The organism is Pseudomonas sp. BF-RE-21 (genome assembly GCF_019947305.1).
In the GTDB taxonomy this organism is placed as follows: Bacteria; Pseudomonadota; Gammaproteobacteria; order Pseudomonadales; family Pseudomonadaceae; genus Aquipseudomonas; species Aquipseudomonas migulae.
Genome location: NZ_JAGYGF010000060.1, coordinates 1 through 25,529 on the forward strand (window position 1 = coordinate 1; position 25,529 = coordinate 25,529).

The 25,529-nt window shown below is 58.4% G+C and carries 28 protein-coding genes and 1 tRNA gene; 8 read left to right on the plus strand and 21 right to left on the minus strand.

From position 1 onward, the window contains the following. Positions 1-80 precede the first annotated feature (80 nt). From KGB25_RS26140 to KGB25_RS26165, 6 genes are all read right to left on the minus strand, one after another. Complete coding sequence (locus KGB25_RS26140) at positions 81-1,013, minus strand: D-2-hydroxyacid dehydrogenase (protein ID WP_008034968.1); 933 nt, start codon at positions 1,011-1,013, stop codon at positions 81-83. A gap of 120 nt (positions 1,014-1,133) precedes the next feature. Next, positions 1,134-1,427 carry a YcgL domain-containing protein gene (locus KGB25_RS26145; protein ID WP_223437279.1) on the minus strand — a complete coding sequence of 98 codons (294 nt, stop codon included), beginning with the start codon at positions 1,425-1,427 and terminating at the stop codon, positions 1,134-1,136. After that, positions 1,424-2,557: a ribonuclease D gene (rnd, locus tag KGB25_RS26150; RefSeq protein ID WP_008034962.1), complete on the minus strand. Its 1,134-nt coding sequence runs from the start codon at positions 2,555-2,557 to the stop codon at positions 1,424-1,426. The genes KGB25_RS26145 and rnd overlap by 4 nt, the downstream gene beginning before the upstream one ends. A gap of 123 nt (positions 2,558-2,680) precedes the next feature. Continuing rightward, on the minus strand, positions 2,681-3,343 hold the full coding sequence (locus KGB25_RS26155; RefSeq protein WP_192228704.1) for a class I SAM-dependent methyltransferase: 663 nt from the start codon (positions 3,341-3,343) through the stop codon (positions 2,681-2,683). A 73-nt stretch (positions 3,344-3,416) separates the two neighbouring features. Beyond that, positions 3,417-5,066 (minus strand): phosphoethanolamine transferase, encoded by a 1,650-nt coding sequence (locus KGB25_RS26160; RefSeq protein WP_223437280.1) that lies wholly within the window; start codon positions 5,064-5,066, stop codon positions 3,417-3,419. A gap of 168 nt (positions 5,067-5,234) precedes the next feature. Then, entirely contained in the window at positions 5,235-6,617 is a 1,383-nt protein-coding gene (locus tag KGB25_RS26165) for a glutamine synthetase family protein (protein WP_223437282.1), read from the minus strand. A 539-nt stretch (positions 6,618-7,156) separates the two neighbouring features. On the opposite strand from KGB25_RS26165, the gene KGB25_RS26170 reads away from it, so the two are divergent. From KGB25_RS26170 to KGB25_RS26180, 3 genes are all read left to right on the plus strand, one after another. Beyond that, positions 7,157-8,341 (plus strand): cyanate transporter, encoded by a 1,185-nt coding sequence (locus tag KGB25_RS26170; RefSeq protein ID WP_223437284.1) that lies wholly within the window; start codon positions 7,157-7,159, stop codon positions 8,339-8,341. A gap of 15 nt (positions 8,342-8,356) precedes the next feature. After that, complete coding sequence (locus KGB25_RS26175; protein WP_223415205.1) at positions 8,357-9,277, plus strand: DMT family transporter; 921 nt, start codon at positions 8,357-8,359, stop codon at positions 9,275-9,277. 105 nt (positions 9,278-9,382) lie between these two features. Then, positions 9,383-10,318, plus strand: coding sequence for a LysR family transcriptional regulator (locus tag KGB25_RS26180; RefSeq protein WP_223437295.1), 936 nt, complete (start codon positions 9,383-9,385; stop codon positions 10,316-10,318). A gap of 3 nt (positions 10,319-10,321) precedes the next feature. On the opposite strand, the gene KGB25_RS26185 is transcribed toward KGB25_RS26180, so the two are convergent. The 3 genes from KGB25_RS26185 to KGB25_RS26195 form a co-directional block, all read right to left on the minus strand. Continuing rightward, on the minus strand, positions 10,322-10,687 hold the full coding sequence (locus tag KGB25_RS26185; RefSeq protein WP_192228700.1) for a 5-carboxymethyl-2-hydroxymuconate Delta-isomerase: 366 nt from the start codon (positions 10,685-10,687) through the stop codon (positions 10,322-10,324). A 57-nt stretch (positions 10,688-10,744) separates the two neighbouring features. After that, positions 10,745-11,671 (minus strand): LysR family transcriptional regulator, encoded by a 927-nt coding sequence (locus KGB25_RS26190; protein WP_008034933.1) that lies wholly within the window; start codon positions 11,669-11,671, stop codon positions 10,745-10,747. Between the two features lie 146 nt (positions 11,672-11,817). Further along, positions 11,818-12,009 (minus strand): YegP family protein, encoded by a 192-nt coding sequence (locus KGB25_RS26195; RefSeq protein ID WP_008034931.1) that lies wholly within the window; start codon positions 12,007-12,009, stop codon positions 11,818-11,820. A gap of 256 nt (positions 12,010-12,265) precedes the next feature. Here KGB25_RS26195 and KGB25_RS26200 point away from each other — a divergent pair, with 256 nt between their 5' ends. Beyond that, positions 12,266-12,676, plus strand: coding sequence for a hypothetical protein (locus KGB25_RS26200; RefSeq protein WP_192228699.1), 411 nt, complete (start codon positions 12,266-12,268; stop codon positions 12,674-12,676). 197 nt (positions 12,677-12,873) lie between these two features. Then, entirely contained in the window at positions 12,874-13,161 is a 288-nt protein-coding gene (locus tag KGB25_RS26205) for a hypothetical protein (protein WP_223437286.1), read from the plus strand. Between the two features lie 103 nt (positions 13,162-13,264). On the opposite strand, the gene KGB25_RS26210 is transcribed toward KGB25_RS26205, so the two are convergent. The 7 genes from KGB25_RS26210 to dapA all read right to left on the minus strand — a co-directional run bounded on the left by KGB25_RS26210 (position 13,265) and on the right by dapA (position 17,907). After that, complete coding sequence (locus tag KGB25_RS26210; RefSeq protein ID WP_008036135.1) at positions 13,265-13,597, minus strand: type II toxin-antitoxin system HicB family antitoxin; 333 nt, start codon at positions 13,595-13,597, stop codon at positions 13,265-13,267. Then, positions 13,594-13,848, minus strand: a complete 255-nt coding sequence (locus KGB25_RS26215; RefSeq protein ID WP_008036132.1) for a type II toxin-antitoxin system HicA family toxin — start codon at positions 13,846-13,848, stop codon at positions 13,594-13,596. The genes KGB25_RS26210 and KGB25_RS26215 overlap by 4 nt, the downstream gene beginning before the upstream one ends. 368 nt (positions 13,849-14,216) lie before the next feature. Continuing rightward, positions 14,217-14,306, minus strand: a tRNA-Ser gene (locus tag KGB25_RS26220). An 84-nt stretch (positions 14,307-14,390) separates the two neighbouring features. After that, positions 14,391-15,104 (minus strand): phosphoribosylaminoimidazolesuccinocarboxamide synthase, encoded by a 714-nt coding sequence (gene purC, locus KGB25_RS26225; RefSeq protein WP_008034929.1) that lies wholly within the window; start codon positions 15,102-15,104, stop codon positions 14,391-14,393. 28 nt (positions 15,105-15,132) lie between these two features. Beyond that, on the minus strand, positions 15,133-15,891 hold the full coding sequence (locus KGB25_RS26230) for an MBL fold metallo-hydrolase (RefSeq protein WP_223437288.1): 759 nt from the start codon (positions 15,889-15,891) through the stop codon (positions 15,133-15,135). Between the two features lie 4 nt (positions 15,892-15,895). Beyond that, on the minus strand, positions 15,896-17,011 hold the full coding sequence (gene bamC, locus KGB25_RS26235) for an outer membrane protein assembly factor BamC (RefSeq protein WP_008034927.1): 1,116 nt from the start codon (positions 17,009-17,011) through the stop codon (positions 15,896-15,898). A gap of 17 nt (positions 17,012-17,028) precedes the next feature. Continuing rightward, positions 17,029-17,907, minus strand: coding sequence for a 4-hydroxy-tetrahydrodipicolinate synthase (dapA, locus tag KGB25_RS26240; RefSeq protein WP_008034926.1), 879 nt, complete (start codon positions 17,905-17,907; stop codon positions 17,029-17,031). A gap of 329 nt (positions 17,908-18,236) precedes the next feature. Between dapA and KGB25_RS26245 the strand changes: the two genes are divergently transcribed. Further along, positions 18,237-18,797 (plus strand): glycine cleavage system protein R, encoded by a 561-nt coding sequence (locus tag KGB25_RS26245; RefSeq protein WP_008034925.1) that lies wholly within the window; start codon positions 18,237-18,239, stop codon positions 18,795-18,797. A 10-nt stretch (positions 18,798-18,807) separates the two neighbouring features. After that, a complete protein-coding gene (locus KGB25_RS26250) occupies positions 18,808-19,281 on the plus strand; it encodes a peroxiredoxin (protein WP_008034924.1) in 474 nt (157 codons plus the stop codon). Between the two features lie 120 nt (positions 19,282-19,401). Here the strand turns inward: KGB25_RS26250 and KGB25_RS26255 are convergent, their stop codons facing one another. Continuing rightward, positions 19,402-20,472 (minus strand): AI-2E family transporter, encoded by a 1,071-nt coding sequence (locus tag KGB25_RS26255; RefSeq protein ID WP_008034923.1) that lies wholly within the window; start codon positions 20,470-20,472, stop codon positions 19,402-19,404. A 31-nt stretch (positions 20,473-20,503) separates the two neighbouring features. Continuing rightward, positions 20,504-20,743: a sulfurtransferase TusA family protein gene (locus KGB25_RS26260; RefSeq protein WP_008034921.1), complete on the minus strand. Its 240-nt coding sequence runs from the start codon at positions 20,741-20,743 to the stop codon at positions 20,504-20,506. 98 nt (positions 20,744-20,841) lie between these two features. Here KGB25_RS26260 and KGB25_RS26265 point away from each other — a divergent pair, with 98 nt between their 5' ends. Continuing rightward, positions 20,842-22,275: a M48 family metalloprotease gene (locus tag KGB25_RS26265; protein ID WP_008034920.1), complete on the plus strand. Its 1,434-nt coding sequence runs from the start codon at positions 20,842-20,844 to the stop codon at positions 22,273-22,275. Positions 22,276-22,341: 66 nt separating this feature from the next. Here KGB25_RS26265 and KGB25_RS26270 read toward each other — a convergent pair whose 3' ends face one another. From KGB25_RS26270 to KGB25_RS26280, 3 genes are all read right to left on the minus strand, one after another. Then, positions 22,342-23,772 (minus strand): DegQ family serine endoprotease, encoded by a 1,431-nt coding sequence (locus tag KGB25_RS26270; RefSeq protein WP_008034918.1) that lies wholly within the window; start codon positions 23,770-23,772, stop codon positions 22,342-22,344. A 181-nt stretch (positions 23,773-23,953) separates the two neighbouring features. Continuing rightward, complete coding sequence (locus KGB25_RS26275) at positions 23,954-24,910, minus strand: MucB/RseB C-terminal domain-containing protein (RefSeq protein ID WP_223437289.1); 957 nt, start codon at positions 24,908-24,910, stop codon at positions 23,954-23,956. 8 nt (positions 24,911-24,918) lie between these two features. After that, positions 24,919-25,506, minus strand: coding sequence for a sigma-E factor negative regulatory protein (locus KGB25_RS26280; RefSeq protein ID WP_008036015.1), 588 nt, complete (start codon positions 25,504-25,506; stop codon positions 24,919-24,921). Positions 25,507-25,529 lie beyond the last annotated feature (23 nt).

The window sequence follows — 25,529 nt, forward strand, 5'->3', positions numbered from 1 at the left end:
GTGTACCTGACAGAGTTAATGTCGACTGACACACCGCTTTCGCGAGCAAGCCCGCTCCCACATTTTTTATTGCAGTGGGCTCAATACCCGCGATTGAAATCCACTTCGCCGCGCAACGCTTCACCCGCCTGATACGCCCGCAAATTCTCGACAAACAACTTCACCATCATCGTCGGTGACGTTGGTGCGGAGCTGTGGCCGGTCAGCAGCAGGCCCCAGGCCGTCCAGAACGGATGACGTTGCGGCAGCGGCTCCTGACGGCAGACGTCGATCACAGCGCCCGCCAGATGCCCTTCCTTCAAGGCTTCCACCAGATCCGCATCGACCACCGCCACGCCGCGCCCGACGTTGATGAACAACCCGGTCGGCTTGAATTGCTTGAACAGCGCCGCGTTGTACAGGTCGTGGGTGCTCGGGGTGTTTGGCAGCAGATTGATCACGTAATCCACTTCACCGACCAGGCGCGGCAAGTCCGCCAGCGCTCCCACTTCGACAAACGGAGCCTGCTCGCGGGCTTCGCTGGCGATGCCATACAACTCGACGCCAAACGGCAGCAGGAACTGCGCGACGGTCTGGCCGATATCGCCGGTGCCGACGATCAAGACCTTGCGCCCCGCCAGGCTTTGGCCCTGACGACTGTCCCATTTGCGCTCGACCTGACTGACCAGCCGCGGCAGCACTTCGCGTTCGTGGCCGAGCATGTAGGTCAGCACGTATTCAGCCATGACCTGACCGAAAATCCCGACAGCGCGAGTCAGGCGATAGTGGCGCGGCAAACCGTCGGCCAGCAGCGGCGTGATCCCGGCCCACGTCGACTGCAACCATTGTGGCTGGTGGCCCTGACGCAACAGAGTGGCCAGGAGGTCCGGCTGACCCAGCCAGATCGGGCAATCGGCAGCCTGACTGGCCAGTTCGGCGGAGTCACCGCTGGTCAGCACTTCCAGATCAGGTGCTGCCTGACGCAACAGTTGGGCATACACAGGGTGGTCGTGTTCAGCAATCAGAACGCGCATGGTTCAAACCTTTCAAAAGCAGTGCAGACGGCCGCCGAGGGAGTATCGCTCCCTCGTTGCGGCCATCGCCAAAATCATTCCAGTTTTTCATAAAGGCTCTGAACAGAGCCTGTCTGCCGACTACATCGGGTCGTTGCGTCGCAACAACTCTTCCGGCAAGTGTTCGATGTATTCGTCTTCGGCCGGCGGCATTTGCAGGTGATAGCCCTGCTTGTCGAGGTTTTCCAGCACCACGGCGATGTCCTCGCGCGACAGCTTGCGCTCGGGGGTCAGCACCAGGTCAAACGCGTGGTGAGGTTTGCCGAAAGCGGCCATCAGACTTTCCGGAACGCGCTCCAGTGCATCGCTTTTGAGCACATAGAGGTACATCTCGTTTTTCTTCAGGCTTCGATAGATGGAGCAAATACGTTTCAAGGCTGTTCTCCGGCGGTGGCCAGGCTGTCGAGCAGCGCCTGGCCCATCAATTCGCGGCGCCAGCCACGCAGCGAATCAGGCAATTGGTAAGGACCATTGGGGAAGCCGCTCTTGAGCAGCGCTTCCAGGGTTTTCTTGCGCAGCATCAGTTCCGGCGCGACGTTCAGTCGCTCGGCTTCGGCCTGGCCGAGTGCACGCAACTGTTTGATCAGTGCGGCAGCATCCACCGGCAACGGTTCCGGCACGGCAGGCGGCCATTGATCTGGCGACACACTGCCAGAGCGCTTGATCAGATCAAGCAGAAATTCGCCGTCCTGACGCACGGTACGCGGGTGCATGTCTTCGATTTTCGCCAACGCCCCGAGGTTGTCCGGTTGCGTGCGCGCCAGCGGCCACAGGGAATGTTCACGGATGATGCGATTGCGCGGCAGATCACGGGCGCGGGCCTCGCGTTCACGCCAGGCGCAGAGTTCACGCAAAACGGCGAGCTGAGCGCGAGACAACTTCCAGGCCAGTTTCGCTTCGCGGTAAACCTCGTACGGGTCGACTTCACGACGCAGGTTGGCCACCAGCTCGGCGCCGTCTTCCAGGACCCAGGCGTACTTGTCGTCAGACAGCTTCGGACGAAGCTGTACGAAAACTTCCGCCAGGTGCAAGGCGTCTTCGGCGGCGTAGCTGATCTGGGTGTCAGACAGCGGGCGTTGCAGCCAATCGGAACGGGTCTCGCCCTTGGGCAGGTCGATGCCGAGCACTTCCTGCACCAACCGCGAATACCCCATGGAGAAACCGAGGTTCAGGTAGGCGGCGGCCAATTGCGTGTCGAACAGCGGCGCCGGCAGGCTGCCGGTCAGGCGCAGCAACACTTCGAGGTCTTCGCTGCACGCGTGGACGACTTTGACCACCGCCGGGTTTTCCAGCAACGCGGCCAGGGGTTGCCAGTTGTCGATGGTCAACGGGTCAATCAGGTAAGCGCGTACGCCATCGCCGATCTGCAGCAAACCCGCGATCGGATAAAAGGTGTCGACCCGCATGAATTCGGTGTCGAGGGCAACGTAGGGCAGCTGCTGCCACTCGGCGCAAAACCGGCCGAGGCTATCGTTGTCGCGAATCCAGTGAATATCGATGGCCACACGGCTCTCCCTTGAAGAATGGCGCGCAGTATATATCGCCCCCGGCGATTTCCGCGCCTCCACTGAACAAGAGCTTTAGCGAAAACACCTGCTTGTTAGCAAGAATAGTCTGACGGAGGGAGGTTATCTGGCCTTACGCAGCACGTAGACGCGCATCCGCGTGCAACCGGGCAGGAAATCCTGATGGCTGAGTAAACGGAACCCGGCCTGTTTGAACTCGGCTTCCACCTCGGCCTTACTGGCCAGATGCCGGGCATGAGTGCCTTGTGCATCGGGTTGCCGGCGTTTGAAATGAGCTTCGACCCGCACCGCGACAATCACGGTGTCGCGGCTGACCCGGTGGAACTCACCGAGCATGGCTGACCGATGCTCGGCGCAGGCGATGTGCTGAAACAGTTGCATGCAAAAAATGCAGTCCACCGCATTCGCCGACAAGCCGATGGCGAACGCCGAACTCTGAAAGGTCTTGACCCGTTTCAACAGCTCTTGCGGGTGATGGATCGGGGCGTGATCGAGCATGTCCTGCGACGGATCGGACGCCAGGATCACCCGGTTCGCGTGTTCGGCCAGCACCGGCCAGAAACGTCCGGCCCCGCAAGCGACGTCAAGAATCAACCCCGGCTCGCCGGCCACTTTGAGCGCGTTGCGCACCAACTGCTCGTCCCGCCAGAACGCCAGGCGCCCGGCCAGGCCACGCGGACGCGGCTGCATGCAGACGCGGGCGTGTTCCTGGTCATAGCGCCGGGCGAACTCAAGCTCGAAGGCGGATGGGGGTTGAGGGGACATGTGTGATTGCTCTTGTAGGAAAATCTACCGGCCGCAGGTTAGCGGCCGATACGTGAAAAAAAGGTTGCCACCCTCACTCTTTGGCCAAGACGCCGTCGATCACCGCACCACGGCAGCCGGCAAACAGGTCCAGATCCTGGTTGTAGACCTTACTGTTGACCTCCAGCAGACCGAGCATCGAATGGAACAGGTTGTCCTGGCTCAGCGGCTTTTCACGGCTCAATTGCAGGCAGTGTGTGTCCACCGAGAACGACTTTTGATAGCTGTCAGAGAACCAGGCCAGCATCGCAACATGCTTCTGTTGCTCCGGCGCCAGCATGTAAGGCGTACCGTGGAGGAACAGGTTGTATTCGCCCAGGGATTCGCCGTGGTCCGACAGGTAGAGCATCGCGGTATCAACTTTGTCCTGGTTGCTGCGCAACAGATCGATCAGGGTCGACAGCACGTGGTCGGTGTAAACGAGGGTGTTGTCGTAACCATTGACGATACTTTCGCGACTGCAATTATTCAGGGCATTACTTTCACACACAGGCGTAAAGCGTTCGTACTCTTTCGGGTAGCGCTTGAAATACTCCGGGCCATGACTGCCCATCTGGTGCAACACCAATACCGTGTCTTTATCCAGGGTGTCGATGAAGTGCTGCAAACCTTGCAGGAGAATTTCATCGCGGCATTCACTATTGGCGCAGAGCACCGGGTCTTTCAGGTTACTGACATCGTCGAGGGTGACGCGGTCGCACGTGCCTTTGCAGCCTGACTGGTTATCGCGCCATATCACCTCGAGGCCTGCACGCTTGAGCACATCCAGCAGGCCTTCTTCATTCTTGGCCTTGCTCGCGTTGTAGTCCTTGCGGCCCATGTTGGAAAACATGCAGGGCACCGACACGGCCGTTTCAGTACCGCAGGAATGCACATCGGTGAACGCGATCAGGCCGGCTTCTTTATCCAGTTTCGGCGTGGTGTCACGGTTATAACCCAGCACACCGAAGTTCTCGGCCCGGGCACTTTCACCGACCACCAGCACGGTCAGGGATTTGCGGCTGTGCGCTTGCCAGGTCGGATTTCTCTCGGCGTCCTCACCGATTTTAACGAAAGGCTGATGGGCCGAAGCGACTTGCTCACGCAGGTAGCTGAACGAGGCGCCGATGTAGTTACTCGGGACCACCATCAAACGCAATTCATGGTGATTGCGAAACAGTGAGGACAGGCCCTGATAGTTGACCAGTGCGACGCCACCGATCACCGCCACCGACGCAACACTTACCAGTACTTTACTGAGCAACTCACGGTGCCAGCTACGGTAATTAATTGGCGTCTTCCACAACAACCAAGAGGGTAAAACCCCGAGCAGAACAATATAAACAAGTAACTTTATCGAGAGTAAGTCACGCACTTCCGTGGCATTGGTTTGCGCAAAGTTACGCAACATGCCGGTGTCGATAAGTGCACCGTATTGCCCCATGAAATACGCCACCCCGGCGCTGATCATGAAGAGTAGGGTCAAGACCGGTTTTAACAGCGGGCGGAACGCCAGCAGGGTCAATACGATGTTGAAAGCAGCCAGAATCATCAAGCCAAAAGCCACACGCATGACGATGCCTTGACCGTCGAACGCGGTGATTTCAAACAAATGTTGCCAGAGCACCAAATTAAAGCCTGTCAATAAAAAGGCACTGGCAATCAACGTCACCCACTCGGGGCGAACGGCTTTGAGTTTCCACATGATAATCGGCTGTTCCTGAAAAGAAGTGCCGTCGGTCAATGTGAAAATTTCATTGACCGCGACAGCACTAATTTTAAGTAGCCAACCATCAATTTTTTGTGAAAAAGAAGCCAACGATTAGTTGGCTTAAGGCGTTTAACTACATCTTGAGATGTATTTGAGAATGGTTCAGGCCTGGTTCAGGTACCAACGCCAATCCTGCTCACCGACCTCGCCCATGAATTGACGATACTCGGCACGCTTCACCGCGAGGTAAACACCCAGAAATTCTCTGCCAAAGGCCTCTCGCGCCCAGCCCGAACCTTCCAGTGCGCGCAAGGTGGTCAGCCAGTCGGTGGGCAGCAGTTCCGCGGCCTGGGCGTAACCATTGCCTTCCACGGGCGCACCTGGGTCCAGTTGTTCGCGAATGCCGCGATGGATACCCGCCAGAATCGCCGCAGCCGCCAGGTACGGGTTGGCGTCGGCGCCGCAAATGCGATGTTCGATGTGCCGCGAGAATGCCGGCCCGCCTGGCACGCGTAGACTCACGGTGCGATTGTCCACGCCCCAGGTGGCCGCCAGCGGCGCGTAGCTGTTGGTCTGGAAGCGACGGTAGGAGTTAGCGTTCGGGCAGAACAGCAACAACGAATCGAGCAAAGTGCTGAGCATCCCGCCAACCGCCTGTTTGAGCAGCGGCGTACCGTCTGCGGCTTCGCTGGCGAACAGGTTGTTGCCGTCCTTGTCCGCGAGGCTGACGTGCATATGCATGCCCGTGCCGGCCAGGTCATCGAACGGTTTGGCCATGAAGCACGCGGTCATCCCGTGCTTGTGTGCCACACCCTTGACCAGGCGCTTGTAGCGCACGGCTTCGTCCATCGCCTGCAAGGCGTCGGTGCGATGCTCAAGGGTGATTTCCACCTGCCCCGGCGCATATTCGGAAATCGCCGTGCGCGCCGGGATGCCCTGGAGTTTGCAGGCGCTGTAGAGATCCGCCAGAAACGGCTCGATCTGCTCCAGTTCACGCAAGCCGTAGACTTGAGTTGCGCGCGGGCGCCCGCCATCGACATCCCGCGCCGGTTGCGGCCGGCCGTTGCTGTCGCGCTGCTGATCCAGCAGATAGAACTCCAGCTCCGCGGCCATCACCGGGTAATAGCCGTCCGCCTGCAAGCCTTCGATCACCTTCGCCAACAGGTGCCGCGGGTCGGCGATGGTCGCCGGCATGCCCTCCTTCGGGTGCATGCTGACCTGCACCGCCGCCGTCGGAATCAATCGCCATGGCATGCGCGTCAGGCTGCCGCTGATCGGGTAGGCCCGGCAATCGATATCCCCCACGTCCCAGACCAGACCCGAGTTTTCCACGTCATCGCCGTTGATGGTCAGGCCCAGGATAGTGCTTGGCAGGGGGCGACCGCTTTCGTAGACCGCCAGCAGTTCATCGCGATGCAACAACTTGCCCCGTGGCACACCGTTGTTGTCGAGGATGAACAACTCGAACATCTCGATATCCGGATTCTGTTCCAGAAAAGTCAGGGCTTCTTGTTTCGTGGCGAAGGAGGTCGTGGCACAACTCATAGGAATTCTCTTGTTTCCGCGTCAGGCAAACGCGCAGGCGCTGCCGGTTTGATCCCGGCGCACAGCGCAGGACCTGTAGGAACTATCAACGGGAAAGGCAGGAATCCGGTGGGCGCGCGTGACGGCAATGCCACAACGCCCAGAAGGCGAGTTCGGAAGGAAGTGCGACTGGACAATCGTCCATAAAGAAGACCGCAGTAGACAGATGAGCAGCAGCGTCACATGGCTGGTTAAGTCGTTAAATCGGGATTTGAAGAACTTTGGTTGTGGATTGGCTAAACAATCAAACAGCCACCCTAAACCCAATGTGGCTGCCGCCACACAAACCATTGTAGGAGCGAGCCTGCTCGCGATGACGGAGAGTCAGGCAACATAAATATTGAATGAAAAATTGCTTTCGCCGGCAAGCCGGTCTCGCTCCTACAGGGTTCTGCGTTGCGGCAGAAGTATTTGATTTTTAAATACCGCAACGGACTTTCTGATTTGCGGCTTCCAGGCCTCTCGCGCCTAATCGGGCCCTGTCATTCAAGGTCCAATCGATGGAAAACGTCCGCGCCACTTCTCGCCCTGCCTTCTGGTTGATGATCAGCATCATGCTCGTCGCCCTGAACCTGCGCCCGTCCATGGCCGCGGTCGGCCCTTTGCTCTCGGCGATTCGCGGCGACATCCCGCTGAGTTTCAGCCTGGCGTCGCTGCTGACCATGCTGCCGGTGATGGCCATGGGACTGGCGATGTTCTTCGGCCTCAGCGTCAGCCAATGGCTTGGCGAACAGCGCACGGTGGTGGTGTCGTTGTTGATCATCGGCCTGGCGACAGTGTCGCGCCTGTTCCTCGACTCCGCGGCCGAACTGATCCTCAGCGCCGTTCTGGCAGGTGTCGGTATCGCGCTGATTCAGGCGTTGATGCCGACGCTGATCAAGTCGCGTTTCAGCGACAACGTTTCCGTGTGCATGGGCCTCTACGTCACATCGATCATGGGTGGCGCCGCCCTCGCCGCGTCCTTCGCGCCGCTGGTGATGATGCGCACCGGCAGTTGGCGGGGAGGCCTGGCGGTCTGGTCGATCCTGGCATTGGTGGCGCTACTCTTCTGGCTCGGCCAACGTGCGGCGATGCCGGCACTGCCCGCTCATGCGCAACGAAACAGGTCGTTTTTCACCAACTCCCGCGCCTGGTTACTCGCCATCTTCTTTGGTCTGGGCACAGCGTCCTACACCTGTGTGCTGGCCTGGCTGGCGCCGTACTACGTGGAAAAAGGCTGGAGCGAACAAAACGCCGGTTTGTTGTTAGGTTTCCTCACGGCCATGGAAGTACTGTCCGGCCTGGTGACGCCTGCGATCGCCAACCGCTGCCGTGACCGTCGCCTGGTGCTGATGGTGTTGCTGGCGCTGATCATGGCCGGTTTCTGTGGGCTGATAGTGAGCCCGCAACACCTGAGTCTGTTGTGGCCGTGCCTGCTGGGGCTGGGCATCGGCGGACTGTTCCCGATGAGCCTGATCGTGTCGCTGGATCATCTGGACAACCCGCAACGTGCAGGCGGGCTGACGGCTTTCGTCCAAGGCATCGGCTACCTGATCGCCGGCCTCTCGCCGCTGATTGCCGGGATCATCCGCGATCAACTCGGCAGTTTCGAATGGGCCTGGTGGTCGCTCACCGGCGTCATGGCGCTGATGATGTTGATGGTCCTGCGCTTCAACCCGCGGCACTACGCCCGCCACATTCACTGACCCGGAAGCGCCCTCATGAAACACACCGGTTTCGCCGCCGCCCACGCTGGCATGCTGCTCTGGGCACTGTTGATCGCTGCTTCGTTTTCCGCAGCGGCGCAGGTCAGTCAGGCCATTGATCCGGTCCTGCTGACCGGCTTGCGCCTGCTGTTTTGCGCCCTGGTGTTTTTGCCGCTGCTGCTGATCAAGGGCGACACCGCCATGAATCGACGCGGGTTATTCGGCCATGCCGTCCTCGGCCTGCTGCTGGCGGTTTATTTTGGCTCGCTGTTCGAAGCGTTGCGCTACACCAGCGCGGTCAACACCGGCACGATGTTCACGCTGGTGCCGTTGCTGACCCTGCTTTTCGAAGCCGTGTTGATGCCGGACAGCAGCCTGAAACAACGGGTATTGCCGATGTTGATTGCGGCCGCCGGGGCCGTGATGCTGGTGCTGAAAGGCACTGGGCCCGGCGAGTTGCCGTCGTTCTATGCGGTGTCGGTGTACGGGCTCGGTTGCCTGGCGATGGCGCTCTATTCGCCTCTGAGTCAGCGGCTGAAAACCAGCAGCCTCAAGGGTCGTGGCCCGGTGGGCATGACTTTCTGGAACATGCTGTTCGGTGCGTTGTTCCTGCTGGTGTTTTGTGGGGTCAGTGGAGGCTGGCGATCGGCATCGTTGCTGACCCTGAATGATTTTTACTGGCTGATTTACCTGGCGTTGTTTGCCACCCTGGCGACCTTCTGGTTGCTGCACCGGGCCATCGGCGTCATCGCCCCCTCATCGGTCATTTCGTACATTTACCTAAGCACGCTGTTCATCACGCTGTTTCATTGGTTCTGGTGGCGTCAATCGCCGATGCCGCTGGAAATCGTCGGTGCGGTACTCGTAGGCATCGGCATGCTGACGTTATTGATGTCCAGTCGTCGAACTGTGCATTTGGCACTGCCTCACAACTAAAAGGGAAACTTCCCACAAGGCATTCTCCTGGGACCATCGTTCCGCTAGGATCATTCGCACGAGTTTGCGCTCAGTCAGCGCAAGGATCACAGCGAGATGGAATGGATGCTGAACAGTAACTTGCTTAGAAAACTCGACATGCAGGACCTCATGGTGTTTATCGCCGTGTATGAACAAAGCAGCGTCACCGGAGTGTCCGAAACACTCTGCGTCAGTCAGTCCACCGTCAGTTATTGCCTGAAAAAGCTACGCAGCGGATTCGAAGACGAATTGTTCATCAACACCCGCGCGGGGATGCGCCCTACTTACAAAGCCAGCACCATGTACACCCACGTGCTGAAAATCCTCGACAGTATCAACCTCTGTCACGCCGGGACGCAGGCGTTCGACCCTACTCTGCAACCGGTCACCTTCAACATCTGCGCACCGGAATACTTCGAGCAGTTAATCCTGCCGCGGCTATTGAAAAGCTTTGATTTCGCCGACTTACCGGTGATGGTCAACATGCACAAGTTCGAAACCGACATCCCGGCCGAAGAACTGCGCGACGGCAGTCTCGACCTGGTGATTTGCTTTGGCCCGAATTTTCATCGCAGTCACACCGACTTCAAATCCCGCATGCTGCTGGAGGACGATCTGGTCTGCGTCTTCGATAAACGCGCCACGCCGCTGGAGCCGCGTTTAAGTCTGCAAGCCTTCACCGAACGCCGGCACGTGTTTCCTACACCCTGGACATCGACCACCAACATGGTCGACGGCTGGCTGGCGCAGCAAGCGCAAAAACGGCAAATCGTCGCACGCTCCAACAGCTACAGCGCAGCGCTGAAAATGATCACAGGCACCGACTTCATCGTTACCCTGCCCCGACGCATCCAGCATTTACTGGCCAGCGAGGCGATTTTCAATCACTGCGAAGCGCCCAACGGCCTGCCGGGTTTCACCCTCGACATGCAATGGAGTCAAGGCGCCGATCAAGACAGCGCCAATACCTGGCTGCGTGAACAAGTGGTCAAGGCCTGCACTGAACAGGCCACGGCCTGAGACTCAGTTGTTGATGGCGACTTTGCTGTAGGACTCCCGATCGATGTCGAGGATTTCTACAGCCAACTGCACTTCAACCCCCGCCGGCCATTCACACAAGTCCTGCACCACCGCCAACAGGCTTTCGGATAACTGCTTTTTGATCTGCGGCGAGCGGCCACTCAACAACGCCAGTTTCACGTGCACAAATGCCCGCTCAGCCAATGCAGTACCGACCTTGAAGGTTTCGACCTTCACGGCTCGGCTTTTGATGTCGTATTCGGCAGCAAACTGACCGGAAGCCACCAACGTATTGTTAAGCCGGATCAACGCCACGTCGGCGTTCAAATCAGGCAGGTTGGCGGTGTATTCCATGTGCAGGTGGGGCATGACGTGGCTCCTGAAAGTAGGCGGAAAGGTCGTACATATAACACAGAGTGGTCCTGCTCACCGGGACGGCGGCGACGCTAATCGCTCACTCATGAACGCCTCCAGTCGCGAGCGCAACCAGCGCTCGGCGGGGTCGGTATCGACGTGGCTGAGCCAGACCATCGACAGGTCAAGCGTCGGTGTCTTGAACGGAAAAGGCTCCATGAACAACTGTCCGGACGCCGCCATCGCCTCGGCGGTGTAATCCGGCAGGCTGGCGATCAGATCGGTTCCGGCGAGCAAGGCTGGCAAGGAACTGTATTGCGGCACGGATAACACTACGTGGCGTGTACGCCCGATCTCCGCCAGCCACTCGTCAGCGTAACCACTGATGTTGGCGGTGTGAGACACCAGCACGTGCGGGCGCGAGCAATACTCATCGAGGGTCAGCGGCGTGTCGGACGCATCGGCGCGCAGGATCCTGGGCTGGATGTGCCGCAACAATTTGCGCTTGGCATTGGCCGGCAGACCCCGGGTCTGACTGATACCCACCGTGATGTCGCCGGATGCCAGCAAATCGGGAATTCGCCAGTAATCGACATGCTGCACTACAAACACCACCTTCGGTGCTTCCTGGCGCAAGGCACGCAGCAACGGCGGCAACAGGCCGAACTCGACATCGTCCGACAGCCCGATACGAAACGTCATGGTGCTGACGGTCGGGTCGAAATCATGGGTCAGGCTTAACGCCACCGACAACGAGTCCAGCGCCGGCGACAAATACTGAATCAGCTCCTCGGCCCGGGCAGTCGGCTCCATTCGATGGCCAACCCGAATGAACAGCGGGTCGTTGAACATCGTACGCAGGCGGTTGAGCGCCGAACTGATGGTTGGCTGCCCGAGAAACAACTTCTCCGCCACACGGGTAACGTTGCGTTCGAGCATCAAGGTTTCGAACACCACCATCAGGTTGATATCCGCCTTGCGTAGTTCGTTGCGATTCATCCACTGCCCCCAATCCCCAAATCTGCTGACAGTTTAGGTAGCTGTCGCAACGGGCGTCTATGCGACTCAAGCAGTTTGCATTTGATCGGGCTGCAAGGCTGCTTGAAACGAAGCTGCCCTGATTGAGCAGCTTCACCGCTCGAGGCCTAGATTTCCTTCACCGGAGTCTGATCCTGAGTGCCCTTGATCAGGCTGATGGCATGCACGCAATCCGCCTTGTTGACGTAAGCCTCCCCGCTGGCAATCGTTTCATTATTCCCCGCCCGTAAACGCCACCGCCATTGACCTTTGCCGGTGTGCGGGGTGCCACGGGTTTGCCTGTAAATCTCAAAGTACATTGATCGCTCCTTGCGATTGCTGATAACGGCAGGTCAGTGACCTGCGAAACCAGAGTAGATGAGGTTTTTGGGCGGCGAGGTTTTGCAATGTCAGGGGATATTTCGGGGAAGAAGCCTTGGTTCACGGGGCAACCAATGGATAGGGCGCAGGTTAAATAGACTGACTCGGGGGAGTCACTTTTCTCAAGAAGGGGTTTATCTTTCTTACGCCGATTGGCTGCTGGATCCTACACAAACACATCAAATGGAGTTGTACATGCAACGGGGCATCACTTTTTCTCTAATCCTTCTGACCACAGCGCTAAGTGCTTGTACGTCGAAGAGTCCAGCCACTGACCAATCCCTCGTCGGCTCATGGCAAGGAATGCGCGAAGAAAGCGGGAAATGTCAGTTCCTGTCGTGGAATACCCATTTTGAACCCAATGGTCGCTTCTCGATTACGTTCTTCAAAGATGCGCAACAAACCAGGCCCATTCAAACCGAGCGCGGGTCATGGTCTGCGGCCAATGGCAAGAATGAGCTTAAAACAGACGGCGTTCGTACTCCGGAAATCTATAACTACAAAATGCTGGACGGAAACACTGTTCACTACGTGAACACCGTCAAAGATCCTACTGCCGACTGCCAAGAGGACTACGAGTTCACGGAGCATCGGGTTCGGGGCTAGACCTTGAGCCTTTCACTTCTCCGAAAACGTAAAAGCCCCGTAGCTGAATAAGCTACGGGGCTGAATGAGATGGCCAGTCGGACCAAGAAGCCCTGCAGGTTTACGCCTGCAGGGCTTTTTTGTTTAGTGCAAAGGCAGACTCCGGCATCGTCTGACAGCCCCTTCCTGATTTGTCCAAGCCCCTGGCGACATCAAGCTTGGCCCCTAAGCTCTGCGACGTGCAGGGCGAAAAGGCCCTGACCACCGACAATCATGCGAACTCAAAAGGAGCCTCTGCAATGGCTAGAGATAAAGCAAAAGACGACAAACACTTCAACTGCACCCAAGCCCATGAAGCCGACTACGTCGCAGGCCTTTACCCTCATGCGAAGGAAGAGGTCAAAACATTACTGGCATCCGCCTGCAAGGACAAAACCTTGCACAACTCCACACACAGGGATGTCTACGAGCTGATCAAGAGGAAACTGGGTTACTCACAGCCGTAAGATTGGCGGGCTAATACGAAGCTGCTCTGATTGAGCAGCTTCACGGCTGTTTTTAAGCTCCACCCCAATTGCACAGAATAGAGCTCAGCACCGCATGAACTCGTCAGGCATGTGCCTCGCGATCAAGAACATCAGCCACCCACTGATTAATGCTCTTGTTAGCGAGCTGTGCTTTAACAGCGACTGTTGCGTGAAGTGCTGGTGCGAGACGCAGGCTGAGGTTGCCCGAATAGGGTTTTTGCGGGGAGCGGCCGAGCTTGGCGCACGTCTCCAGATAATCTGTGACGGCCTCTTCAAATGCTGCGCGAAGCTCGCTGACTGACTCGCCATGAAACCCAACGACATCCTTGATACCGGCGATATGGCCAACAAACAGGCTGTCTTCATCGCTGTATTCGATCCGGGCGGCGTAGCCCTGATAATTCATAACGTTCACGGGATAACTCCTGCTTGTTCAAGGAAAGCCCGAACATCACGCACCTGGTAGGGCTTGGCTTCTTTGTCTGGGTGGGGCCGATGAAAAGTTGCGACCACACCGTTGAGTTCAAAACGTACCCGCGATCCGTTGCCTTCAATGGTTCTGGCCCCTGCTGCGCCCAGCAAGGACTCGACACGGGCCCACTCCAGAGTGTTGGGCGCCGGCCTTGAGAAGACCGCTCTGAGCGTACTGAGCTGTTTATTATTCATGGTATTAACTCATGATACCAAACAAGGTTTGGCAGCGGCTAGCAATGTCGCCGATGCGTGAGCTGACTCCCAATAAATGTGCAAAAACGCCGCTTTTCCAGAGACTGGAAAGCTGCGTTTTCACATCCGGGATTCAGCTGTTTTTGTAAGGCCACAAGAATATCGGCGGGACTCTCGGCGCAGTTGTAGGCAAAATCCGAGAGATGCGTACGAACGTACATCTGCTGTCAAGGTGTTGACGAGGTGGCCACCGCTGAATACCGACGCCTAGTACTTACTTCTAGGCGCCCCCTAAAAAACGCACTAAAAAATCTACAGAAACGAAAAAGCCCCGTAGCTTATTCAGCTACGGGGCTTTTTCTATGTAATGGCGGAGAGATAGGGATTCGAACCCTAGGTACCGGTGAAGGTACAACGGATTTCGAATCCGTCCCATTCGGCCACTCTGGCATCTCTCCAACGGCGCGCATCATAACAACACTTTTGCCGGAAGCGAACCCCCAAAGCGAAATTTTTTCCGTGCTATCAGATGCTTGCGTCGATTAAAGCGGTACGCCCAGACGATTGGCGACTTCTTCGTAGGCTTCGATGACGTCACCGAGGCCCTGACGGAAGCGGTCCTTGTCCATTTTCTTGCCGGTGGCCTTGTCCCACAGACGGCAGCCGTCCGGGCTGAACTCGTCGCCCAGGACGATGGAGCCGTCGGAGAACACGCCGAATTCGAGTTTGAAGTCGACCAGCAGCAGGCCGGCGTCGTCGAACAGTTTGCTCAGGACTTCGTTGACCTTGAGCGACAGTTCTTTCATGCGAACCAGTTGCTCGGCGGTGCCCCAACCGAACGCCACGACGTGGGATTCGTTGATGAACGGGTCGCCCTTGGCGTCGTCCTTCAGGAACAGTTCGAAGGTGTAAGGGTTGAGCTTCATGCCCTCTTCGACGCCCAGGCGCTTGACCAGGCTGCCGGCGGCGTAGTTACGCACGACGCACTCGACCGGGATCATGTCGAGTTTTTTCACCAGGCATTCGTTGTCGCCCAGCAGTTTGTCGAATTGAGTCGGCACGCCGGCTGCTTCGAGTTTCTGCATGATGAAGGCGTTGAACTTGTTGTTCACCATGCCTTTGCGGTCGAGCTGCTCGATGCGCTTGCCGTCGAACGCCGAGGTGTCGTTGCGAAACAGCAGGATCAAGCGGTCAGCGTCATCGGTCTTGAAAACCGATTTGGCTTTGCCGCGGTAGAGTTCTTCACGTTTTTCCATGATGGGCTCCGCTTGCTAAGTAGGTGGGCTAGGCGATGTGTCGCCAGTCGAGCCCTGAATCTTGATCGGCCAGTTGCAGCCAGTCCGGGTCGCACCCGAGGGTGTCGACAAAACATTGCCGGGCCAGCTGCGGCAGGTTGTTCTTGCTGCTCAGATGGGCCAGGACCAGGTGTTGCAGGCCTTGCCAGCCCAACTCGGACACCAGGAATGCCGCCTGGTGGTTGTTCAAATGTCCCAGTTCACCACCCACCCGCTGCTTGAGAAAGTACGGATAGTGACCGCGAGCCAGCATGTCACGGCAATGGTTGGCCTCGATTATCAACGCATCGAGGTCACGATAGCCGTCCAGCACCTTGTTGCAGTACGAGCCAAGGTCGGTCAACAGGCCGAAGCGCCGCTCACCGTCACTGAACACATATTGCGTCGGTTCCTGTGCATCGTGGGCCACGGCAATGACGCCGATGCTCAGTGCGCCGATCTGCAGTTGCTCGCCGCCAGCCAGAAGGCCGGCCGGTTCAATCGGTTTGCGCATCCCGCGCTGGGTGCCGCGACTGAGGTAGACAGGCAGATTGTAGCGCCGAGACAGCAAACCCACGCCATGCACGTGGTCGGCATGTTCGTGGGTTACGAGTATCGCGCTCAACTGCGCCGGGTTCACACCCAGGCGCAGCAAGCGTTTTTCGGTTTCCCGCAAGGAGAAACCACAATCCACCAGCACATACGTATCAGCGCTGGCTATCAGCGTGCCGTTCCCTTGGCTACCGCTGCCGAGAACGGCAAAACGCATGTGATCAGCCCAGGTTGTCCTGAATCACGCTCAACACTTTGCGCGCCACGTCAGCCGGCGCCACTGTGTTGATGTTTTTCTCGACGGTGACCTGAACGGTATCGCCTACCTTGCTCAGGCGAACCTGATAACGCTCGGCACGGGCTTCAACTTCTTCCTTGTCCGGCTTGCTGCCGAACAAACCGCTGAGGAAACCAGGCTTCTCGTCTTTCTTCTCGGCTTTTTCGGCCAGGTTGATGTAGTACAGGCCCAGGCTGCGGTTGATGTCTTCAACGCGCCATTCGCCCTGCTCCAGCGCACGACCGACGCTCGACCAGGCACGATCCAGGTCGGTGCCGACGTTCAGAACCGGGTTGCCGCTGCCGTCTTCGCTCAGGCTGACACGGCTTGGCGCATCAAAATCACGCGAGGCCAGCATGGAGACCGAACCGCCCTTCTCCGACGTGCGGCTCATGCTTGCCAGCATGTCGTCGACCAGCGCTGCGTCCAGGCCAGTGTTGACCGAACGGTTGGTGAAGGCCACATCGGCGGTGCTGCCGGCAGGACGCTCGGCGCTGACCACATAGACTTCACTGGTGTTGCGCTGCACGCCTGGCTCGATACGGACCCGCACGCGGGTTTCGCTGTCGGCGCCGACACCGGCTGCGCTCAGGCGCTTGGCCATCGCTGCGGACAGTTCGTCGGAATGCTGCCAAGTGGTGGTGAACTCGCCGGTTTGCGGGCGCTGTTCATCCAGACGGAAACCGTTGTCCTGGAAGAACTGCACAGCCACTGGCCAGACTTCGGCTGGCGGGTTTTGGGCCAGGATCGATCTCGAATCACCGCTCTTCTGCAGCGAGTAGGCACTGGCATCGGCAGCAGCGGACAGCGGCTGCGGACGCGGCACGATGTATTCGCCCTTGACGGTGTCATCGGCCACGTTGCGCGGGATCGGCAGCAGCGGATCCAGACGCTTGGCAGTGCTGACGTCCGTTGGCAATTGCATAGGTGCAGTCTGTTGCGCTTCCAGGTAATCGCTACCACGGTCACGGAAATAACCTTCCGGGCCCCAGACCCATCCACAGCCACTGGTGCTGGAGATAATCAAGGCAAGTGCGGAAAGTCCGGCCAATCGCTTCATGCGTAGTGCTTCCTCAATTAAACCAGTACGCCGGACTGGCGCATGGCCTGCCGCAGCGGTTCGTGACAGGCAGCGCTGAGCCAGGTGAGCGGCAGACGGATACCGTCCGGCATCAAGCCCATTTCATGCAGCGCCCATTTCACGGGGATAGGGTTGGATTCGATAAACAGGGTTTTATTGAGCGGCATCAGCTTTTCGTGAATCGCGCGGGCCGTGACGGCATCGCCTTTCAGAGCAGCGTTGCACAGGTCGGCCATGTCGCGCGGGGCAACGTTGGCGGTCACCGAAATGTTGCCTTTGCCGCCGAGCAGGATCAGCTCGACCGCTGTCGCGTCGTCGCCGGAAAGCACCACGAAGTCTTCGCTGACGCCGTCGATGATCGCTTTGGCACGGGCCAGGTCGCCGGTGGCTTCCTTGATGCCGATGATGTTTTTCACGGTCGACAGGCGGATCACGGTTTCGGTCAGCATGTCACACGCCGTACGGCCCGGTACGTTGTACAGGATTTGCGGAATGTCGACGGCTTCGGCGATGGCCTTGAAGTGCTGGTACAAACCTTCCTGGGTCGGCTTGTTGTAGTACGGCGTCACCAGCAGGCAAGCATCGGCGCCGGCGGTCTTAGCATTGGTGGTCAGCTCGATGGCTTCGCGGGTCGAGTTGGCGCCGGTACCGGCGATCACCGGAATGCGCCCTGCAACCTGCTTGACCACGTAACGAATCACTTCGATGTGTTCGTTCACGTCTAGCGTGGCCGATTCACCTGTCGTGCCGACCGCCACGATGGCGTGGGTGCCGTTTTGCAGGTGAAAGTCCACCAGTTTGCTCAGGCTGTCCCAGTCGAGACGACCCTGTGCATCCATGGGTGTGACCAGTGCCACCATACTGCCCGCAATCATGCAACCGCTCCTGCCGGAAAAAGAGAGCCGTAATGGTACTGGCGCCAAGATGCTTGTACAAGCGAAGTACTGCGCTGCTGCCATTCCCCTTGGCGCTGCTTTTCGCTACCCTTCAGACTTTGATCGGTACTGACAAGCTCGTACGCCGGGTTTCAGCCTCCATTTTCGGCATCACAAGCCCCGATCCAGCGTTGCCACCCTTCGCTCTTGCCTTAATGGAGCACGTTGCAACCTTCCGGCTCGGGTTTTCTGAATTCGCATCCGCAGGCTCGCCCCCGGCAATAAAAGCCCGTAGAAGTATCGACCGCTCATCGCTTTAGGAATGCTGCATGTCCACCCCCACAGTTCGCGAACAATTCCTTGTCATCAGTGCCCTCGGCGCCAACCCCATGGAGCTGACTAACGTCCTGTGCCGCGCCAGCCATGAAAACCGCTGCGCCGTGGTCACCTCTCGCCTGACCCGTCACGGCGAGTGCAGTGCGTTGATCCTCGAGATCTCCGGTAGCTGGGACGCCCTGGCGCGCCTGGAAGGCAGCCTGCCGAGCCTCGCCAAGAAGCACGCTTTCACGGTCAACGTGGTGCGCAGCGCGGCGCTGGAGAACCGTCCCCAGGCCCTGCCGTACGTTGCCTATGTCAGCTCGGCTTACCGCTCGGACATCATCAACGAACTGTGCCAGTTCTTCATGGACCATAACGTCGAGCTGGAAAACCTGACCTGCGACACCTATCAGGCGCCGCAAACCGGCGGGACCATGCTCAACGCCACGTTCACCGTGACCTTGCCGGCTGGCGTACAGATCAGCTGGTTGCGCGACCAGTTCCTGGATTTCGCCGACGCGCTGAACCTGGATGCCCTGATCGAACCGTGGCGCCCACAAAACCCAATGTAAGGAAGCTCTCATGGCCGTTGCCATCGACCAACCGGTTGCCGACTTCGAAGCACCCGCCACCAGCGGACAGACCGTCAGCCTCGCGAGCCTTAAAGGCAAGCAAGTGGTGATCTACTTCTATCCGAAGGACAGCACGCCGGGCTGCACGACCCAGGGCCAGGGCTTTCGCGATCAGCTCGATGCCTTTAAAGCGGCGAACACCGAAGTCTTCGGCGTGTCCCGCGACAGCCTGAAATCTCACGAGAACTTCAAGGCCAAGCAAGCGTTCACCTTCGAGCTGATCAGCGACAAGGAAGAGGCGCTGTGCCAGCTGTTTGATGTGATCAAGCTGAAGAAGCTTTATGGCAAGGAATACATGGGTGTTGATCGCAGCACGTTTTTGATCGACAAGAACGGTGTGCTGCGTCAGGAATGGCGCGGCGTGAAGGTGCCGGGGCATGTGGATGCTGTTTTGGCTGCTGCGCAGGCATTGAACAAAGCCTGATTTTGATGGCGCCTGTTCTGGCGCCTTCGCGGGCAAGCCTCGCTCCTACAGGAGGCTTGGGTGCGACTCAAAACCTGTAGGAGCGAGGCTTGCCCGCGAAGGGGCCATTAAGCTTGAACGTTAAAGCAGAGGTGCCACCACCGGCTCCTTACGCGGCCAAGCGTCGAGTACTGCCTTGAACAGCGTCGCCAGCGGAATCGCAAAAAACACCCCCCAGAATCCCCATAACCCGCCAAACAACAACACCGCGCAGATGATCGCCACCGGATGCAGGTTGACCGCTTCCGAGAACAGCAGCGGCACCAGCACATTGCCATCCAGCGTCTGAATAATTCCGTAGACCGCCATCAAATAGATGAACTGATCGCTCCAGCCCCACTGGAACAACGCAATCAGCAGCACCGGCACGGTCACCACCACGGCCCCGACATAGGGCACCACCACCGACACGCCTACCAGCAACGCCAACAGTGCCGCGTAGTTGAGCCCCAACACGACAAACGCGATGTAGGTCACGCCACCACAGATGAAAATCTCAATGACCTTGCCGCGAATGTAGTTGGCGATCTGCCGGTTCATTTCGTGGGCAACACGGGTGATCAGCGCGCGCTCACGGGGTAGATAACCGCGAACCCACTGGCCGATCATTTCCCGGTCCTTGAGAAAGAAGAACACCAGGATTGGCACCAACACCAGGTAAATCATGATGTTGACCAACAGCGGCAGGCTGGACAGCGAGAACGTCAGCGCCCATTGGCCGAACTTGCCGATCTCACCGCGTGCCGCCTCGATGGCCTGCAACACCTGCTCGTCGGACACCAGATGCGGATATCGCTCGGGCAGCAGCAACAACAGTGATTGCCACTTGGCGAGCATGCCGGGCAACTCGTTGAACAAGGTGATCAACTGGTGCCAGAGCAACGGCACCACGACAATAATGAACACCAGCAAAACGCCCATGAACAAGGCGAAGACCGCTCCGACGGCCACCCCGCCCGGCACCCGCAGGCGCTCAAGTGTCACCACCAATCCCTGCATCAGATACGCCAGCACCATCCCGGCGAGCACCGGCGCAAGCATGCCGCCCAAGGTGAGCACGGCGGTAAACGCCAGAAACAGCAGGACCGCCAGCACCACCGCTTCTTCATCGGAGAAATAGCGCTGAATCCAGTCGCGTAACACTTTGAACATCAATAATCCTTAGAAACGAACGCAGCAATTTTCAGGCTTTTTTCAGCCAATAGCGGTAAACACCCGCTTCATCTTCTTCGCGAAGCAGCGTATGACCGGCCAAACGGGCAAAGGTGCGGAAGTCGCGCTGCGAACCCGCATCGGTGGCGATCACCTTGAGTACTGCGCCGCTGGCCATCTTGTTGAGTTCCATCTTGGCCTTGAGCAGCGGCAACGGACAATTCAGGCCGCTGGCGTCCAGTTCGGCGTCATGGGCTACAGCGTCGGTCATTGCGTTACTCCGGTTCAGGTGGTCGAGCGGCTTAGAATATCTGGTCCGAAGCGTACTGTCCGGCTACAGTAAGGTCTTTGTCGACTAAGGCTTTGTGCATGACTTTTTTGCGCCCTACCCTGCTGACGCTCGCTTGCCTGCTCGCCTCACCGGGCTTCGCCGACGACCTGCCGTCACTCGGTGACGCCAGTTCTGCAATCGTCTCGCCACAACAGGAATATCAGCTGGGCCGCGCCTGGCTGGCGCTGCTGCGCAGTCAGGTTGACCAGCTCAATGACCCGCAACTCAAGGACTATGTCGAGTCCAGCGTCTACCGGTTGGTTGAGACCAGCCAGGTCAATGACCGGCGTCTGGAGTTCATCCTGATCAACAGCCCGCAGCTCAACGCCTTTGCGGCGCCGGGCGGGATTGTCGGGGTCAACGGTGGTTTGTTCCTTAATGCCCAGACCGAAGGCGAATATGCCTCGGTACTCGCTCACGAACTGGCTCACTTGTCGCAGCGCCACTTTGCCCGTGGCGTCGAAGCGCAACAACGCATGCAGGTGCCGATGATGGCCGCACTGCTGGCCGGGATCGTGATTGCCGCTGCCGGTGCCGGTGATGCCGGGATCGCGGCTATTGCGGGCACGCAGGCGGCAGCGATTCAGGAACAACGACGTTTCTCGCGCCAGAACGAGCAAGAGGCCGACCGCATCGGCATCCTCAACCTTGAAAAAGCCGGTTACGACCCTCGCTCGATGCCAACCATGTTCGAGCGGTTGGCGCGCCAATACCGCTTCGACGCCAAGCCACCGGAGTTCTTGCTGACTCACCCGGTGACCGAATCGCGTATCGCCGACACCCGCAACCGCGCCGAGCAGGCCAAACCCGGCGGCATTGAAGACAGCATGCGTTATCAACTGATTCGTGCGCGAGTCCAGCTGATCTACGAAGAAACCCCAGGCCTGGGCGCCAAGCGCTTCCGCGCACAGCTGGATGAAAACCCGAAAAACGACGTTGCGCGTTATGGCCTGGCGATCGCCCAGATAAAGGGCGGCCAACTGAACGAAGCACGGGAAAATCTCAAGTTGCTGCTGGCCAAGTCGCCAAACGAGATCATCTACAACCTGGCGCAGATCGATCTGGACATCACCAACAACCGCCTGCCAGACGCCCAAACCCGGGTGGACCGGATGCTGACTCAGTATCCGGGCAACTATCCACTGAATCAGGTGCGCGTCGATTTGCTGCTCAAGCAAAACCGGGCGCCCGAAGCGGAAAAAGCGCTGGAGAACCTGCTCAAAAGCCGTCCCGATGATCCGGATGTCTGGTACATGGTGGCGGAAACCCGTGGCCTTTCAGGCAACATCATCGGCTTGCATCAGGCGCGCGCCGAGTACTTTGCTCTGGTTGGCGACTACCGTCAGGCCATTCAGCAACTGGACTTCGCCAAGCGCAAGGCCGGGACCAACTTCCCGTTGTCATCGCGTATCGACGCCCGCCAACGGGAGCTGATGGAGCAGGAGCGCATGATCAAGGACATGATGGGCTGACACTTTTCACCAGGCATAAAAAAACCGCCTCTTTCGAGGCGGTTTTTTATTCAGCCGACAACCGGTTTATTCAGCCAGTTTGAAGGTGATGAAGCTGGCGCGATTCTGACGCAGAACCCGCATCGACACCGAGCGGTTCTTCGGCAGCGCCTTGGCGATATCGGTGAACTCCTTGGCGGAACCAATCGCCTGATTGTTCAGGTGAGTGATGACGTCGCCTGGCTGCAAGCCGATCAGGGATGCAGGACCGTCCTGAACTTCCTTGATCACCACGCCACCTTTGAGGTCGTAGGTTTTCTTCTGTTCGTCGGTCAGCTCGACCACGGAAACACCCAGGCGATTGCTGCTGCGCTCGGTGGCCGATTTCGGCAGGGCATCCAGCTCTTTGCCCTCTTCAGGGATAGCGCCGACGGTCAGCTCGACATTCTGGCGCTTACCTTCACGAATCACTTCAAGGTTTGCCTTGGCACCAGCCTTCAGCGCGCCGACCAGATGCGGCAGATCGGCAGACATGACGATCGGTTGACCGTTCATGCTCAGGATCACGTCACCCACTTGCAGGCCACCCTTGGCCGCCGGACCGTCATCCTGGATCTGCGCCACCAGTGCACCGGCCGGTTTATCAAGACCGAACGACTCGGCCAGATCCTTGCTCACTTCCTGAATCACGACACCCAACCATCCACGGCTGACCTTGCCGCCGCTTTTCAGCTGGTTGGAAACGTCCATGGCCACATCGATCGGGATTGCGAACGACACGCCCATGAAACCACCGGAACGGGTGTAGATCTGAGAGTTGATCCCCACCACTTCGCCCGCCAGGTTGAACAGCGGACCACCAGAGTTACCCGGGTTGATCGGCACGTCGGTCTGGATGAACGGCACATAGTTTTCGTTCGGCAGGCTGCGACCGATGGCACTGACGATGCCTTGGGTCACAGTGTGGTCGAAGCCGAATGGCGAGCCGATGGCCACGACCCACTGACCAGCCTTCAGGTCCTGGGATTTACCCAGCTTCAGGACCGGCAGATCCTTGCCTTCGATTTTCAGCAGCGCCACGTCGGAGCGTGGATCGGTGCCGACCAGTTTGGCTTTCAGCTCACTACGGTCAGCGAGACGGACGAGAATTTCGTCGGCATCGGCGATCACGTGGTTGTTGGTCAGGATGTAGCCGTCAGACGAGATGATGAAACCCGACCCCAACGACTGGGCTTCGCGCTGACGATCACCGCGCGGCGTACGCGGTTGTGGCGGCATGCCGCGCTCGAAGAACTCGCGCAACATCGGCGGCAAGCCTTCAAGGTCTGGCATCTGCTGGCTCGACACTTTGCGGTCCGGCAGTTTCTGCGTGGTACTGATGTTTACCACCGCGGGCGAGGCCTGCTCGACCAGCTGCGTGAAGTCAGGCAACTCGGCCGCTTGTACAGCGACCGCCTGACCGAGCACCAGCACGGTGGCAAATATGGAGAGGTAAGACTTCAAGCGTGGTATCGACATACGGCTCCCGTTACGACGAGCATGGTTAAGCGATATGGAGCAAGGAACACCGGGAACGATACGCCGGTATTTTTGTTCCGGGAACAACAAACAAGGCCAGAGCCGAGGGGCTCTGACCTATAAAAAATTTCGGGGATATTTGCAAATTGAAATGCTCACCAAACATTTCGGTTTCAGCTCACTACTGGGTTGCAGTGGCATCGGAGCGCATGGACAGCGCAATCCGTTCAGCGGTGCCTACCGGGATTTCACCGACGACGGTGACCATCATCTCGCCTTGAGGGGTGGTCAAGCGCCGGGATACAGCGACGGTCGGGCCCAACTGAGTGCGGGTATCGGTGACGGGGGCACCATTGAGCGGCTCAAGGAACACCGAAAAACGTGCGAGACCATCGTCATACATCAGGCTGCTGACCTGGGTTTTGGTCGCGGGATCCTTGCGTGAAGTGCTGCTGGTCAGCTCAAAGCCGGCAGGCAACCAGTCCGAATGCCACGTCTGCACAGCCTTGACGGCTGAAGCCTTGTCGCTGTCGAGGGTGATGGCTTTGCAATCCGGGCCTGCCTGCAAATCGTCGTCGGAGGGCAAATCGGAGGTATCCAGCTGCGTGAACTGGAACCGCTCCAGCAACTGCCCTTTCTCATTCAGAAGCAATGATTTGAGCGGCAGGCCGGTTTCTTTATCCAGATGCAATTCAAAACCGTAGCGATGTTGATCGCGAGGCGTCAGGGTAACGATGACTGCCGCACGTCCGGCCACACGCGACTTGCCGATGACGGCAAGGTCGTACCAATTCTTGAGCTTCTGTGGATCGAGTGTACGAGCAGCGGAGTTGGGGGAATCCCCAAGCCCTGCAATCAGAAGACCGCTGACGCATTGAGTATGCCCATCAATGCGTACAACTTCCTGAGCCTGGCCGTCGAGCTGGAGTAAACGCTCATGGACCTTGCCATCCTGGACGCGGTGCCAGATGTTGTGGGTAGAAAAACTACCGTTTCGCTCGTAGACAAAAGTACCGTGAAAGCTTTGCTGCTGCTCGGCCTGGCCAAGACGGGTCAACCAGTCTTGTGCCTCATCGGCATGGGCTGGAACAATGAACCAGCCACTAAGCAGAAGCGAAAGTAGAGGTATGGCGCGCATGATCCTCCTTAACGGTTTTCCAGGCTCGCTGCACGAGCGTAAGGCAGAGCGCTCTCAGTACCTTTCAGTGCAGCCTGTTGAGCATGTTGGCGCAAGTAGCCCGGCAAACGCTGATCGTGCCAGCCCGGCTGAGCTTGCAATACGCCGTTGGCCATAGGACCAGTGGCTTCCGAGCTCTCATTATAGCCTGCCAAAACAGCTGGACCCTTGACCTGAGGAACGGCCAGACCCGGTTGAGTGGAGTGCTGAGCCAGCTCGACACCCGCGATCTCGTCCTGGTTGTACAGACGAACACCTGCCAACACGGCGACGGTGACCGAAGCGGCTACAGCGAGGCGACCCAGGCTGCGCCATGGACCACGGGAGGCTTTCGCCGGCACGGCTTCATCAGCCAGCGCAGCAGAAACGGCCGCTGCAATGTCCAGACGTGGAAGCAGCAGATCCTTGTGCATCACTGCCCGAGCGATTTGATAACGAGCCCATGTTTCACGGGTTTCAACATCGTCAAAGGCATTCAATACCCGACGCAATTCCAGTTCGTCCGCTTCGTTATCCATCACTGCGGACAGCGATTCCTGCAGGGCTTCACGACTCATGGCGTTCCTCTCTTGGCTGTCGC

Excerpts from the sequence above, each read along its gene's own strand:
- KGB25_RS26140 (WP_008034968.1), bottom strand. The coding sequence starts at position 1,013 with ATGCGCGTTCTGATTGCTGAACACGACCACCCTGTGTATGCCCAACTG.
- KGB25_RS26155 (WP_192228704.1), bottom strand. The coding sequence starts at position 3,343 with ATGTCCCCTCAACCCCCATCCGCCTTCGAGCTTGAGTTCGCCCGGCGC.
- KGB25_RS26160 (WP_223437280.1), bottom strand. The coding sequence starts at position 5,066 with ATGTGGAAACTCAAAGCCGTTCGCCCCGAGTGGGTGACGTTGATTGCC.
- KGB25_RS26165 (WP_223437282.1), bottom strand. The coding sequence starts at position 6,617 with ATGAGTTGTGCCACGACCTCCTTCGCCACGAAACAAGAAGCCCTGACT.
- KGB25_RS26170 (WP_223437284.1), top strand. The coding sequence starts at position 7,157 with ATGGAAAACGTCCGCGCCACTTCTCGCCCTGCCTTCTGGTTGATGATC.
- KGB25_RS26175 (WP_223415205.1), top strand. The coding sequence starts at position 8,357 with ATGAAACACACCGGTTTCGCCGCCGCCCACGCTGGCATGCTGCTCTGG.
- KGB25_RS26180 (WP_223437295.1), top strand. The coding sequence starts at position 9,383 with ATGCTGAACAGTAACTTGCTTAGAAAACTCGACATGCAGGACCTCATG.
- KGB25_RS26185 (WP_192228700.1), bottom strand. The coding sequence starts at position 10,687 with ATGCCCCACCTGCACATGGAATACACCGCCAACCTGCCTGATTTGAAC.
- KGB25_RS26190 (WP_008034933.1), bottom strand. The coding sequence starts at position 11,671 with ATGAATCGCAACGAACTACGCAAGGCGGATATCAACCTGATGGTGGTG.
- KGB25_RS26195 (WP_008034931.1), bottom strand. The coding sequence starts at position 12,009 with ATGTACTTTGAGATTTACAGGCAAACCCGTGGCACCCCGCACACCGGC.
- KGB25_RS26200 (WP_192228699.1), top strand. The coding sequence starts at position 12,266 with ATGCAACGGGGCATCACTTTTTCTCTAATCCTTCTGACCACAGCGCTA.
- KGB25_RS26215 (WP_008036132.1), bottom strand. The coding sequence starts at position 13,848 with ATGAATAATAAACAGCTCAGTACGCTCAGAGCGGTCTTCTCAAGGCCG.
- purC (WP_008034929.1), bottom strand. The coding sequence starts at position 15,104 with ATGGAAAAACGTGAAGAACTCTACCGCGGCAAAGCCAAATCGGTTTTC.
- KGB25_RS26230 (WP_223437288.1), bottom strand. The coding sequence starts at position 15,891 with ATGCGTTTTGCCGTTCTCGGCAGCGGTAGCCAAGGGAACGGCACGCTG.
- bamC (WP_008034927.1), bottom strand. The coding sequence starts at position 17,011 with ATGAAGCGATTGGCCGGACTTTCCGCACTTGCCTTGATTATCTCCAGC.
- dapA (WP_008034926.1), bottom strand. The coding sequence starts at position 17,907 with ATGATTGCGGGCAGTATGGTGGCACTGGTCACACCCATGGATGCACAG.
- KGB25_RS26245 (WP_008034925.1), top strand. The coding sequence starts at position 18,237 with ATGTCCACCCCCACAGTTCGCGAACAATTCCTTGTCATCAGTGCCCTC.
- KGB25_RS26250 (WP_008034924.1), top strand. The coding sequence starts at position 18,808 with ATGGCCGTTGCCATCGACCAACCGGTTGCCGACTTCGAAGCACCCGCC.
- KGB25_RS26255 (WP_008034923.1), bottom strand. The coding sequence starts at position 20,472 with ATGTTCAAAGTGTTACGCGACTGGATTCAGCGCTATTTCTCCGATGAA.
- KGB25_RS26260 (WP_008034921.1), bottom strand. The coding sequence starts at position 20,743 with ATGACCGACGCTGTAGCCCATGACGCCGAACTGGACGCCAGCGGCCTG.
- KGB25_RS26265 (WP_008034920.1), top strand. The coding sequence starts at position 20,842 with ATGACTTTTTTGCGCCCTACCCTGCTGACGCTCGCTTGCCTGCTCGCC.
- KGB25_RS26270 (WP_008034918.1), bottom strand. The coding sequence starts at position 23,772 with ATGTCGATACCACGCTTGAAGTCTTACCTCTCCATATTTGCCACCGTG.
- KGB25_RS26275 (WP_223437289.1), bottom strand. The coding sequence starts at position 24,910 with ATGCGCGCCATACCTCTACTTTCGCTTCTGCTTAGTGGCTGGTTCATT.
- KGB25_RS26280 (WP_008036015.1), bottom strand. The coding sequence starts at position 25,506 with ATGAGTCGTGAAGCCCTGCAGGAATCGCTGTCCGCAGTGATGGATAAC.